The organism is Marinobacter pelagius (assembly GCF_900114925.1).
GTDB lineage: Bacteria > Pseudomonadota > Gammaproteobacteria > Pseudomonadales > Oleiphilaceae > Marinobacter > Marinobacter pelagius.
The window spans coordinates 57497-69535 of record NZ_FOUR01000011.1 but is presented as its reverse complement, the minus strand read 5'-3'; the positions used below and the strand labels follow the sequence as shown (position 1 = coordinate 69535).

Annotated in this window: 19 protein-coding genes; 16 read left to right on the top strand and 3 right to left on the bottom strand. The window is 52.4% G+C overall.

Features of this window, described 5'->3' with window-relative positions:
- Positions 1 to 22: 22 nt before the first annotated feature.
- The 9 genes from BM254_RS17360 (at position 23) to BM254_RS17325 (ending at position 6388) form a co-directional block, all read left to right on the top strand.
- The gene (locus BM254_RS17360) at positions 23 to 526 is read left to right on the top strand and encodes a copper chaperone PCu(A)C (RefSeq protein ID WP_092006834.1); all 504 of its coding nucleotides are present in this window, start codon (positions 23 to 25) and stop codon (positions 524 to 526) included.
- 349 nt (positions 527 to 875) lie between these two features.
- Positions 876 to 1382 carry a hypothetical protein gene (locus BM254_RS17355; protein ID WP_092006832.1) on the top strand — a complete coding sequence of 169 codons (507 nt, stop codon included), beginning with the start codon at positions 876 to 878 and terminating at the stop codon, positions 1380 to 1382.
- Between the two features lie 117 nt (positions 1383 to 1499).
- Entirely contained in the window at positions 1500 to 1889 is a 390-nt protein-coding gene (locus BM254_RS17350) for a hypothetical protein (RefSeq protein WP_092006830.1), read from the top strand.
- A complete protein-coding gene (locus tag BM254_RS17985; RefSeq protein WP_175497305.1) occupies positions 1886 to 2692 on the top strand; it encodes a hypothetical protein in 807 nt (268 codons plus the stop codon). Before BM254_RS17350 ends, BM254_RS17985 begins: the two co-directional genes overlap by 4 nt.
- Positions 2693 to 2792: 100 nt before the next feature.
- Positions 2793 to 3098, top strand: a complete 306-nt coding sequence (locus BM254_RS17815) for a hypothetical protein (protein ID WP_175497304.1) — start codon at positions 2793 to 2795, stop codon at positions 3096 to 3098.
- Between the two features lie 112 nt (positions 3099 to 3210).
- Positions 3211 to 3972, top strand: a complete 762-nt coding sequence (locus BM254_RS17340; RefSeq protein ID WP_175497303.1) for a tetratricopeptide repeat protein — start codon at positions 3211 to 3213, stop codon at positions 3970 to 3972.
- Between the two features lie 592 nt (positions 3973 to 4564).
- Complete coding sequence (locus tag BM254_RS17335) at positions 4565 to 5398, top strand: MipA/OmpV family protein (protein WP_092006826.1); 834 nt, start codon at positions 4565 to 4567, stop codon at positions 5396 to 5398.
- A 52-nt stretch (positions 5399 to 5450) separates the two neighbouring features.
- Complete coding sequence (locus BM254_RS17330) at positions 5451 to 5882, top strand: VOC family protein (RefSeq protein WP_092006824.1); 432 nt, start codon at positions 5451 to 5453, stop codon at positions 5880 to 5882.
- A gap of 8 nt (positions 5883 to 5890) precedes the next feature.
- Entirely contained in the window at positions 5891 to 6388 is a 498-nt protein-coding gene (locus BM254_RS17325; protein WP_092006892.1) for a GNAT family N-acetyltransferase, read from the top strand.
- A gap of 23 nt (positions 6389 to 6411) precedes the next feature.
- On the opposite strand, the gene BM254_RS17320 is transcribed toward BM254_RS17325, so the two are convergent.
- Positions 6412 to 7038 (bottom strand): LysE family translocator, encoded by a 627-nt coding sequence (locus tag BM254_RS17320; RefSeq protein ID WP_092006822.1) that lies wholly within the window; start codon positions 7036 to 7038, stop codon positions 6412 to 6414.
- Positions 7039 to 7169: 131 nt separating this feature from the next.
- Here BM254_RS17320 and BM254_RS17315 point away from each other — a divergent pair, with 131 nt between their 5' ends.
- On the top strand, positions 7170 to 7652 hold the full coding sequence (locus BM254_RS17315) for an Lrp/AsnC family transcriptional regulator (protein WP_092006890.1): 483 nt from the start codon (positions 7170 to 7172) through the stop codon (positions 7650 to 7652).
- A gap of 60 nt (positions 7653 to 7712) precedes the next feature.
- Here the strand turns inward: BM254_RS17315 and BM254_RS17310 are convergent, their stop codons facing one another.
- Complete coding sequence (locus BM254_RS17310) at positions 7713 to 8450, bottom strand: class I SAM-dependent methyltransferase (protein WP_092006820.1); 738 nt, start codon at positions 8448 to 8450, stop codon at positions 7713 to 7715.
- Between the two features lie 126 nt (positions 8451 to 8576).
- On the opposite strand from BM254_RS17310, the gene BM254_RS17305 reads away from it, so the two are divergent.
- The 4 genes from BM254_RS17305 (at position 8577) to BM254_RS17290 (ending at position 10077) form a co-directional block, all read left to right on the top strand.
- On the top strand, positions 8577 to 9038 hold the full coding sequence (locus tag BM254_RS17305; RefSeq protein ID WP_092006818.1) for a methyltransferase family protein: 462 nt from the start codon (positions 8577 to 8579) through the stop codon (positions 9036 to 9038).
- Between the two features lie 77 nt (positions 9039 to 9115).
- Positions 9116 to 9448: an SMR family transporter gene (locus tag BM254_RS17300; protein WP_092006815.1), complete on the top strand. Its 333-nt coding sequence runs from the start codon at positions 9116 to 9118 to the stop codon at positions 9446 to 9448.
- 45 nt (positions 9449 to 9493) lie between these two features.
- Positions 9494 to 9724 carry a hypothetical protein gene (locus tag BM254_RS17295; RefSeq protein WP_092006813.1) on the top strand — a complete coding sequence of 77 codons (231 nt, stop codon included), beginning with the start codon at positions 9494 to 9496 and terminating at the stop codon, positions 9722 to 9724.
- A gap of 2 nt (positions 9725 to 9726) precedes the next feature.
- Positions 9727 to 10077 carry a DUF3147 family protein gene (locus BM254_RS17290; protein ID WP_092006811.1) on the top strand — a complete coding sequence of 117 codons (351 nt, stop codon included), beginning with the start codon at positions 9727 to 9729 and terminating at the stop codon, positions 10075 to 10077.
- On the opposite strand, the gene BM254_RS17285 is transcribed toward BM254_RS17290, so the two are convergent.
- On the bottom strand, positions 10074 to 10895 hold the full coding sequence (locus tag BM254_RS17285; RefSeq protein ID WP_092006809.1) for a M90 family metallopeptidase: 822 nt from the start codon (positions 10893 to 10895) through the stop codon (positions 10074 to 10076). The genes BM254_RS17290 and BM254_RS17285 overlap by 4 nt on opposite strands.
- A gap of 183 nt (positions 10896 to 11078) precedes the next feature.
- On the opposite strand from BM254_RS17285, the gene BM254_RS17280 reads away from it, so the two are divergent.
- Positions 11079 to 11534, top strand: a complete 456-nt coding sequence (locus BM254_RS17280) for a CopD family protein (RefSeq protein ID WP_092006807.1) — start codon at positions 11079 to 11081, stop codon at positions 11532 to 11534.
- A 32-nt stretch (positions 11535 to 11566) separates the two neighbouring features.
- Positions 11567 to 12031 (top strand): MaoC family dehydratase, encoded by a 465-nt coding sequence (locus BM254_RS17275; RefSeq protein ID WP_092006805.1) that lies wholly within the window; start codon positions 11567 to 11569, stop codon positions 12029 to 12031.
- Positions 12032 to 12039: the final 8 nt, after the last annotated feature.

Below are 12039 nucleotides of genomic sequence, written 5' to 3'. Positions count from 1 at the left end.
ACCCATTGAAAGGATCCACCCGATGAAAAAAGGCCTTAGCATCCTGCTTCTGTGCATGGCCACACTGGCCCCCACCGCTTTCGCCGCTGATTACCAGAGCGGTGATGTGAAGATCGAAAATCCCTGGAGCCGCCCGACACCGCCCGGCACCCCCATGGGTGTGGGCTACATGAGCATCACCAACAACGGTGACAGCGACATCACCCTCGTGGCCGCCGAAACACCTCGCGCCGGCCACATCTCCATCCATGAAACCAGCATGAAAGACGGTGTGATGCGGATGCAGCCCGTGAAGGGCGGCCTGGTGGTACCGGCGGGTGAAACCGTCGAACTCAAGCCCCACAGCTACCACCTGATGCTGGAGAAACTGACCCAACCGCTGGCAGAAGGCGAGAACATCCCGGTTACCCTGGATTTTGAAGGCGCCGAAGACATGGCCATCGAGCTGGCAGTGCAGCCTCTGGACGGCGGCATGAAGATGGAGAAAAAGGAGATGGACCACTCCGGGCACCAGATGGGTGACTGACGCCAACCGCTGATTGGCGGATTCATTTTATCCCCGCACCACCCCCCAAGACCGGAGTTATGCGAACGAAGGCGTATAACTCCGGTGTTCTCCTCTCAATTCTCTGATTTCCCCGCAGCTTTTGACCGCTTTCCCGGAATCAGGCGCCTTGATGTTGCCGCTGGCTTGCCCCAGCGTTCGCAAAAGACATCAAGGGCTTTCGGAATGCATGATTTAACATTTTGAACTATATTGGATTTTTGGTTTCGTTCGTGACAGGGCAGTTGGAGTTATACGAATGCGTGATAGGCGCCCGGAGTTTTGGGAACGCGTTTGTAGAATTAGCTGTTGGGCCCAATAAGGAGCAGCCATGGCTGAGTCGAATACCGAGGCGGGACAAAGGATCCAAGAGAAGTTCCAGTTCTATATACTCGGTCTTACCTTCACCCTTCTCGGGCTTGCAATTCAAACTGCATCGTTTGGTACATCTCCGGCGGCAGATATTATGGAGCTCCTAGGCTGGGCTCTACTGCTTACGTCTGCATTGACACTGGCCTCTCGACTCGAATGGACTCCACAGATTTATCACCTGTTTGATGTGCAGCAGGATATCGAGCAAGATCAGAGAGACCTCCATGACGCCCAGTTAAAAGGAGCTCGGCAGGTGACTGTTCGCGGCACTGGAGAGAGCATTGATCTGGATGACGTACTAAAACGATTAGATAGTAAACTCAGCATTACTCGAGCACAGATCGAAAAACTGGATAAGGGCGGTGAGCTGAAATATAAAATCCATAGATACGGGTTTATCTTCGGGCTTGTGGCCATATTGGTGGCGCGTGCCTGGTCTCCAGTGTCAAACCTGCTAGGCCTGTGAAAAAGGCCCAACAAGGAGCGTCACGCGGATGTCCTTTACGCCGCTTCGTTCTGTAAAGGCCACCGGTGCGCTCAGCGTTATGCTTAAACCATGAAAAATAACACGATTGATTAACATATGAATTTAAAGGGAATAAAAGAAGCGATTATTGAGTCTCCTGGATGGCGGACATTCTTTGCTTTTGTTGTTCCGATTGTTGCGAGTATATTCACTGGTCTTTTTGTGACTGAGGTAACAGTAGCTGGCGAAATCGACTGGGCAAGCTTTTACAAAGCTAAAAGCTTTTATGGTCTTATCGCAATTGGTATTTGCTTATATCTATACAACAAATCCATATACTTACATGATAGGGAGATTTCGAGATTTTTGGATTCGGATTATTGCACGGCCTATATGCGCAGCAAATGCCTTCCTGAAGCAGCAGAGAAGTATAAACAATTAATTCGAGATGGTGACGGAGGAGAGCTAAAACAAGCGATGGACGAATTAAAGAGGATTCTAAAATGAAGGTACTAGTTAGCCCTGAATTTAGTGCAAAGTTATCTTCACTTAATGTAGATGAAATTCGTCATTTGTCCGCGTTTATTACAGATGCCGAGAACACTGAAAAATCAGACTTCTTATCGTCAAATCGCTATGGATTAACTTTACTAGGAAATGATATATACAATGCAAATATTGACTCTGCTCGTCTATATTTCACAATAAATGAAGACAAAGATGGGGACTATGTGCTATTGCTTGATGTCTCATCAACGCATTCACTGCCCACTAGAAAAGTGGGTGGTTTCTTTTCTTCAAATAATCCTAAAACAAATAGCTCTATAAACCCGAACATAAACTCATCGATAAATCCAAGGATTAATTCTTCCATAAATCCGAGGATTAATTCATCAATAAATCCAAGGATTAATTCATCCATAAACCCAAGGATTAATTCATCGTTAAATCCAAGGATTAATTCGTCCATAAACCCGAAGATCAATTCATCCATAAACCCAAGGATTAATTCATCTATAAACCCAAAGCTGAATACATCGCTGAACCCAAGGTTTAATCGAAGTTACGGCGGACCGTACTTATATAATACTAAATTAAGTCAAGAAGCATTTGTCGTAAAAGCTAATGAAAAAGTTGACCTAATTTTTGGTCCGGATAGTGAATTAATTAGTATATTAGTCAGCGCCAATGACCAAATAAAAACAGAATTTAATCTGAACAATGAATGGATTGGGTATTTTGTAAAGGCAAGCGATCAGGTTTGGCTTAGATATGATCAGAATAACGAGTGGGTTGGATTCTTAGTTTGAAAATACGCATAAAAATCAAGGCAGCATCGCCACTTCGTGGCTGGACACGCTAACGCGTGCCGCTTGCTTGAGGCGCTAAAAATACAAACGGGAGAAAGCCATGTGGTTCGTAATTGGAGGGGTCATACTATTAGCGGTGCTGTACGGTGTGATTAATGGCTCCCGAAATAGCGATCCTATGAACAGGAAGTGCGCAGCGGAAATCTGCGAGTACCTGACTTCCAGAGAGGAATTTGATCCTGTCGAGATTCAGGCAATTTTCAAAGAGCACGCACGGTATCAGAAACAAGCTAATCACGTGGCATCAATGGTCCCAGCGCTTCTGATTAATGCTGGTATTCCTAGAGATGCTGCTATGCAAATTTATCCATTGGTTAAATCTGCAGCAGCCATGCAGCCGCGGTGAAGGTTTAATAAGTCGGTTGGGTGCGTTCCCGGCCTTCTGGTCGGCCACCGGATACCACTGTCCGGTCGCAGCTTATCTCAGAGTTAGGATTCGTAGCTGTAAGGAGATAGTTTTGAAGTTAAACATTAAAGTTTTCGGCCTTTTAGCAATGTTGTTTGCTTTTCCGGTTCAGGCTAGCGATCTCCAAAAATGTAAGGCTCAAAACCAGGATAGCTTTGAAGCCTGTGAAAGGCTTGCTTCTAGTGGTAATCCTGATGGCCAATTTGGTCTAGGCCTATTTCTTCTGGAAGGCAATGGAGTGAAACAGGATTATCAAAAATCATTTGAATTAATGCATAAGGCTTCTATGCAAGGGCACGCAGCTGCACAATTCCAGGTTGGGCAAGCATACGTCAATGGGCAGGGTGTAAAGCGAAATTTTGAAGAGGCTTACGCATGGTTTTTGGTCGCAAAAGAGAATGGTAATTCTACAGCGTCTCAAGGTATTCAGTTTATGGAATCCAAGAATCTTATAAACCCAGCAAGAATGAATGCTATAACCCAAAGAGCAAACGATATTTACTCAAGCACCTCTGATCAAAAGGGGTTTAAGTATGATGAAAATGAAAGTTCTCAACAGATCAGTGGGTTAGCTGAGTACTGCGATACGGTTATGCCTACAGTTGACGGTATAATAACATATAAAAGATATGGTAAGTCTCAATCTGAAGCGAGGCAGCTAATGATAGGGATGACTGATGAACGCGCTATAAAAATGATGAATGGAGTTATAAATTGGGTGTGGAACACCAATGTTCCAATAAGCGAAATGAGCGGCTATTTCAAAAATAGATGCCTTGAACAGAGCGAGGAAGTTATCTTCATCTTCCCATAAATTTTTTCACAATCGCATTAAATTCGTTCCGGCCCGATGGGCCTCCACCGGATGCCCTAGTCGGGCGCCGTTTATGCAAGCTACATGGACTCCCCACATCAAGAGGCATGCACCAGTCCAGGCCCGTTTTGCAGAGCTGCTTTCCCGCTGTGTAAGGGGGGGGGCAGGACAGACGCTGAGGCCAGTAATCGTCGACGGTTTTCATGCTGATATCCGTGGGTTCTCACCACCTTACTTTCCCGTCGTGAAGCCGGTCCTCCGCCTAGGAACGAGCGTCTGGTCTGAGGCTTCAGTCAGGCTTCCTAACGCGCATTGAGGGTTGCTTCACACTCCGCAGCCTGAAGCGCCTGTTTTGTCCCATAACCGTTGTCATAGCATTAACCTTGGATCGGGTTTGGCGATCAACACTTCCCGGGCGATGGCCCAGATTTGGCCGACGAGTTCTTTGGTGATGAACATGACTAAGATCACGATGCATTGGAACGTTGGGTGCAGGTCACTTACGCATTAGACAGTGATCTTGTGCAAAAAGAGAATCGTAATATTGGTTATGTGCCCCTTAGCTTATCTGTGTGCCCAAACTGGAGCGTAAATGAAAAAGTTCATCGGTTTAACGTTGGTTTTATTTGTACAAGTGTTTTTCGTTCAAACCGCAATTGGAGAAGAATCAGGGACAGCTTTGGTGCCATTGCCCTCGGTTGATGACTTCACCAGAGGCGAAGATGGCTGGGGAGTAGGGCTTGGTCTGGGTATTGAGTACGAGTCTGCCTACGAAGGGTCTGATGAATATGAGCTGGAGGTCGATCCTGCTGGCGCAGTGCAATGGCGCAATGGAAATGATATCTACTATTGGGCGGGTGCGGCACTCGGCTGGCGGGGACTCCGATCTCAGGCCTGGCTATTTGACGTGGCTGTGGCTTTCCCTTTCGAAGAGGGTCGTGAAGAGAGTGATTCCGAGGACGGTCGTTTAGACGGGCTTGGTGATATCGACGGGAGCACTGAAATCGTTTTGCAGGCGCGTCGTGCACTCGATTCGGACTGGCGTTATTGGCTGGACGGACGACTTATTGCTAGCGAAGACGGAAGCCTTGGTATTTTTGGGGCTGGTCGTCGTTTCGGTGATCAAACAGATGGCACGGGGTCTGATCTGAGTCTTGTTTTGGTTTTTCACGATAGCGACTACGCTAATCGGGACTTTGGTATCACCGCAGAACAGGCAGCTAATTCCGGGCTGGCTGAAACCGATCTCGACGGTGGCTTTCGCTCTATCGGTCTAAACTATACCTTCCGTTATTTTTTAAGCGACAACTGGCAGCTGTATGGCGAGGCGCTATACGAGCACTTTAGTAGCGATGTCAGGGATAGCCCAATTGCGCGCAGCGATTTCGAAGCGGAAGTGGGTGTTGGAGCCATCTACGTATTCTGAATCTGGATCAAATATCCCATGTCGCGGATCTTGGGCTATGCATGGAGGCATCATGAAACCACGGATCAGTATGATTACATTGGGCGTGAGCGATCTGCAGCGTTCGATCGAGTTCTATGAAAAAGGACTTGGCTTTCCTCGAATGGATTCCCCTCCGGGAGTGGCATTTTTTACCTTGAACGGCACCTGGTTAGGTTTGTACGGACGAGACGCTCTTGCCGAGGATGCGTTGGTAGATGGGGCTCCTGGAGGCTTTGCAGGATTCAGTCTGGCGCACAATGTAATTTCTGAGCGAGAAGTCGATCAGGTAATGGCCCAGGCAATTTCAGCGGGTGCCGTGGTCACTAAGCCCGCCCAGAAGACCGACTGGGGCGGCTACGCAGGATACTTCTCTGACCCCGATGGTTACCTTTGGGAAGTCGCACACAACCCGTTTTTCTGGGTAGGGCCGCCGGATGACAACAACCTGAAATCCGACTGTTAGTGACTCCGATGTTGATAGAAACCCCCAGGCTACTGATCAGAGAGTTTGAGAAGGCTGATACACCAGCACTCAGCAAGATTCTCGGTGACCCGTCTGTTATGGAGTTCTCCAGCAAGGGGATACTGACAGAAGCGGACACCGCAGAATTCATCGACTGGAGTCGAAGCTGCTATCGAGAGCTCGGCTATGGCCAGTGGGCGATGATCGGGAAGGAATCCGGAGAGCTCATCGGGTTCTGCGGGCTAAGCCATGCGACGGTGGATGGCACGGGAGAAGTTGAGATCGCGTACCGCCTTGCCCGGCATCAGTGGGGCAAGGGGCTCGCCTCTGAAGCGGTGAAGGCGGTGCTGGATTACGGTTTTACCACCTGCAATCTCCCATCCATTGTCGGGATTGTCTCACCACTTCATACAGCCTCTATCCGGGTGCTTGAAAAGTGCGGATTCACGTCCTTTCATGAAACTGACTACAGTGGTTGGAAAGTTCGTGTGTATCGGATGAAATAGAAGGCAGCCCGTCAGTGGCTGAATCAATCCAATGCAACCTTCAGCCCGATGCCTGTCAGCAGACAGCCAAAGATGTTGTTCTGGGCTTTACGGTATCGGGCGTTGCCGCTGGTAAGTGCCCAGAGTGCCCGCCCCAGAATCGCGTAGGCAAAATCAAAGACCAGTCCGGTCAGCACCAGAATCAGCGCCAGAATGGCGAACTGTCCGGCAATGCCTGAGAGTTCCGGCTGGATGAACTGCGGAAGCAGTACGGAGCAGAAGATCAGGGATTTGGGGTTTAACAGGTTGGTTGCCAGCCCTCGTCGGAAACTGGCCAGATACCCCGCTGCTGGAACAGTGCCTGCCGCTGACTGGGGTTGATCAGTGAGCGAATGACCTGTCCGGAAGAACTGCCACCCCAGGTACAGCAGATAAGCCGCGCCCAGTAATCGCACCGTGTGGTAGGTCCAGGGGTGAGTCGCAAACAGCGTCGCAAGCCCCACCGCCGCGAGCAGGACATGGCAGCCCCTGGCAATGGCAAGGCCCACAGCAACGGCCATGGCCTTTCTGGGGCCGCTGCTCACGGAGGTTCCGAGTACCAGGATCATGTCCGGCCCTGGCGCGAGGTAAATCGCCACAAGCGCAGTCAGGAACAGTAGAAGGTCAGCCACGGGCCATGTCTCTTGCCGGTATTGAAGCTTTGAGTATATCTCTCGTCGTCTAGTGAATGGTTGCTTTATCAGCCACAAAAGCATAGAAGATTGGTGTTATTCGCTAATTTTATTCTTGTATGAGGCTGTTCATGCCAAGTCATAAATTTGACCGATTTGATCGGAAGCTTCTGGAGGCGCTGCAGACGGATGGCCGCGTGCCAAACACGGATCTGGCGGAGGGCATCGGCCTGTCCCCGTCGCCTTGCTCGCGGAGGGTGCGCCTGCTTGAAGAATCCGGGGTGATCAAGGGCTACAGCGCAATCCTGGATCAGGAAAAAGTGGGTTTGGGGCTAACCGTATTCGTCGACATCAAAGTGGAGCGTCATCAGGAAAAGGAAGCCGAGGCTTTTTGCGAGGCGGTAAGTGTTCTGCCGGAAGTGGTGATGGCCCATCTGGTGTCCGGGGAGTCGGATTTCCTGTTGCAGGTTGTGGTGCCCGATCTCCGCGCCTACAAGGAATTTTTGACCAATACGCTGCTCAAGTTACCCGGAGTCCGGGACATTCGAAGCAACTTTGCGATCCAGACCGTCAAACCCCAATCGCCACTGCCGCTGATTCATTTGCCGGGGTAAATGGAGAGCCTGATCGCCCTGGCTTGAATTCATGCCAGTGCCAGGGCGCCGGAATCGGGATCAGTCTTTCCGGAACACGAACATCTGGTAGCCGAATTCACCCAGATGGTTCCGGTAAATCTCCAGTTCCCGCTCAAGATCCTGAAGGGCAGCTGAGTCCGGCAACTGGGATGCGACTTCATGGGCTCGTTTTGCAAGCGGTACGATGTACTCGGACCAGGCCGCCTCGCTCAATTCAAAAGTGTCGATAAGCGTGTAGCCGGCGGCGGTGGCCTGGGTAAGCCGATCAGAGACCGTCGACATGTCGGGATATTCTTCCTGCCAGAAGGCCCGTGCGTCGTCGCTTGGCGAATCCGTCAGCCACACCAGGTCACTCACAACCAGCACACCGCCGGTTTTCAGCAGTGGGCGCCATGCCTCGAACGCGTTCGCCAGGCCCATAATGTAGGCACTGCCTTCCGACCAGATCACATCGAAACTGGCTTCTTCGAAGGGCAGGTCCTGCATACTGTGGCAGGCGGTTTCGATACGTTCAGAAAGGCCTGCTTCCCGGGCTCTCTCCCACAGGCGAGCCAGGGCCGGCTCGTCGTTATCCACCGCAACGATATGCGCCGAGGTATGGGTGGCCAGCACGGTTGTGGCAACACCCTTGCCGCAGCCGATTTCCAGGATCTGTTGGGGCTCGAATGGCACCGTGGACAACGCCTTCAATGTGTCTTGTTCCGAACCCGGGCCCCAGCGGTCCAGTTCCGAAAACACGCGCATGAAATCGGCCATATATTGTTCGTGTGTGCTCATATTTTTCGATTACCATTCGGATTCGGGCGGGGCCTCTCGCTCAACCCCGGCGATCAGTTTATGTTTGCGGTCAGTAAACAATGGCGCCGGCGAACAGGTCAAAGGAAAGACGGAAGACATTCGATCATGAACGCACTTGAACTCAAGATCCCACCCCTGCTGCTGGTCATAATTTTCGGAGGGGCCATGTGGGCAGTTTCCCGTATTCTGCCGGCCGGTTACCTCACCATCCCCGGCAAGCTCTGGCTTTCCGCTGCCGTTCTGGCCGTGGGGGGATGCATTGCTCTGCTGGGGGTTCTGGAGTTCAGGAGCGCTGACACAACGGTGGATCCGCGTATACCCCACCAGTCAGAAAGCCTGGTGGTCAAGGGGGTCTATCGTTTTACCCGAAATCCGATGTATCTGGGGTTCCTGCTGATGCTTGTTGCGTGGGGGCTGTTCCTGGGAAGTGTATTCGCCGCTTTATTGTTGCCATTGTTTATCGTCTACATGAACCGCTTCCAGATTCTGCCGGAGGAACGGCATATGCGAGCGTTGTTCGGGGAAGCCTTTGATCGCTATGCATCTCGGGTGCGGCGGTGGTTGTGACGTCGCTCTCGCTGCGGGGTAGGCAAGCCTGATCCTACCCGTTACAGTTCGGCCTTTTCCGCATCGGGTGATCATTGATGAAAAGCTGGATTTTCCTGGGTATTGCAATCGTCGCCGAGGTACTCGCAACGTCGGCACTGAAGGCCAGTGACGGGTTCACCAAGCTGGTGCCGAGCGTTCTGGTGGTCGGCGGCTACGCCATCGCGTTCTACTTTCTGGCGCTCACACTAAAGGCAATTCCGGTTGGCATTGCCTATGCTGTATGGGCCGGTCTGGGCATTCTGCTGGTGGCGTTGATTGGCTGGCTGGTGTTTGGTCAGCGGCTGGATCTGCCAGCGGTAATCGGGATGACGCTGATTGTCTCGGGCGTGCTCATCATCAGTCTGCTGTCAAAATCCAGTGCCCACTAATGCAATTAAACCGAAGGACCCGGTTGATGAGGTTCAGGTAGCCCCATGAAAGAGGATGATCTGGATACCCTGCTGGAAACCATTCCGGATGTGCGGGATGGTCTGACCCGTACCGAGCGGATCATCCTGTATGTGCTGCATGAAACCCAGCGGGAGCTCAACGGCCGCAACGTGCCTACGGTAATGCTCTATGGCCGGGTGCTGGAGTATGTGAATATCAGTGAGCAGGAGCTCCATGTTTATCTGGACCGGCTGGGTGTCAAAGGAGACGGATAACCTTGGTTTACTACATCACGAAAGTGGCTGTGACTGCTGTCCTGGTGGTCCTCATTTCTGAAATCGCCAAGCGCAGCTCCGTCATTGGCGCCATCCTCGCTTCAGTCCCGCTGACCTCGGTCCTCGCCATGATCTGGCTGTATGTGGATACGGGGGATATTCAGAAAATCAGTGACCTGGCCTCCAGCATCTTCTGGCTGGTCCTGCCTTCCCTGGCTCTGTTTATTGCTCTGCCCCTCTTGCTAGGCAAGGGCATGAATTTCTACCTGAGCCTGATTATTTCGATCGGTATCACTGCGGTTTGTTACCTGGTGATGGTGCTTGTATTAAAGCACTTCGGGATCAGTCATTAGCCCGGATGGAGAGGGTCGAATCGGTAGTAGTCCTTTAGGGCCTTGAACACTTTTGGTTGCTCGTGCCGCAAGTGCGCCGGCTGCTGGAAGAACGCTTCGGTCAGCACCGCGAAGAATTCCGCCGGTTCGGTGGCGCCATAAGGGTCGAGCCAGGGCTTGTGGTGGTGCTCGATGGTGTTTTGCAGGTGTTCGTAGGCTTCCGTCATGGTTTGCTGCCAATGGCTGGCCTGCTCACCGCTGAGCGGAGGCGCGCCATCGGCGGAGCCATCCAGGTAATCCAGCTGGTGGGCGAACTCGTGGAGGATCACGTTATGCGGGCTGTGGGAATCGTTGGCGGCATGCTCGCATTCGCTCCAGGCCAGCACCACCTGCCCGTGGCTTGAGGCCTCGCCCGCCCGCACTTCCTCGCCTTCGTGAACGATCATGCCGTGTTCCCAGGCATGCTGTACGCGGTAGACATCCGGGTACACCAGGATGCTGCGGATATCATCGTAGTGGGAGAAGGAGCGGCCGAGCAGCAGGAGACAGGCGTGGCCGGCAATGGTCAGTCGAACGCGCTCGTCCACTTCAAAACCGTCGCAGCCGTAAAAGTCTTTCTCCGACAGGAAAAGCTGAACCAGGCTTTCCAGAATTTCTTTTTGTGGTTTCGGCAACCGGCGGTAGAAGGGTACCTGCTGCTCAAGTACTGCTCGCCACTGCTTGGGAAAGGGCTGGCTGAGCTCCCGTTTGCGGCGCCAGGCCCGGTAGAAAAACAGGTAGAACACCGAGACTGAAATCAGGATGACCGCAAAAACGGCAAATACCACGGGTGAGGACATACAGCTCCTGGCGGGTAGGTGTCGACTTACTCTTGATGATAACCGAAAGTCCGTTTGGCCGCCGAATACCGGTTTCTGTTCCGGCCGCTGCTGGAGGAATCGGTGCTTTCTGAATGACAGGTTGGCTTTGAGGCGGTCGGCGCTTATGCTCATCACACATATTTATCTTCCGGGAGTCGTTATATGAGTCTGGCTGTTGCTTTGCACGTGCTTTCCGCCGTTATCTGGGTCGGCGGCATGTTTTTCGCCTACATGGCCATGCGGCCGGCGGTGGTCGAGGTGATTGAGGCGTCCCAGCGCGGTGTGCTCTGGTGCCATACCCTGTCCCGATTCTTCAAGTGGGTATGGGCGGCCGTGATCCTGTTGCTGGTGACCGGTTACTGGATGATCTTCAGCGTGTTCGGTGGCATGGCCGGTGCCGGCTGGCATATCCACGTCATGCAGGGGCTGGGAATTGTGATGATGCTGTTGTACTTCCACGTGTATTTCGCGCCTTTCCGGCGGCTCAAGCAGGCTGTCGCCAACAAGGATCCCCAGGAAGGCGGACGCCAGGTGGGGCAGATCCGCAAGCTGGTGGGTACCAACCTGATCCTGGGCTTGATCGTGGTGGCGATCGGTGCCGGTGGCCGGTATCTCTGAGCCAGGCTGCTGTTGATCGGAGATCCGGATTCATGTCACCCATACGCAAAAAGGCGATTGCCGGTCTGAAGGCCGGCGATTCCTTTACCATCACCCGCACCTTCACCGAAGAAGAAACCCTGGCATTCGGTGAAATCAGCCGGGACCACAATCCGGTGCACTACGATGATCGCTTTGCCGGGGAGAAGAACCTGCAAGGCCGCATTTGCCACGGGTTGCTGGTGGGCGGAATGATTACCGAGGTGGGCGGCCAGATCGGCTGGCTCGCCTCCGGGATGAATTTCCGGTTCCGCCGGCCGGTGTACTTCGGGGATACCATCGCCTGCGTGTTCACGATCACCGAGGTGGACGATCGGAACCGGGCGAGGGCAGAAGCAGTATTGTCGAATCAGCATGGCGAAACGGTGATCGAAGCCTGGTTGACCGGTGTGCTGCCCGGCGAGCCGGAGCGGCAGATAATGGCGCAGACCGCTGGCGATTCTGATCAGACGTTCTAGAATTTGGG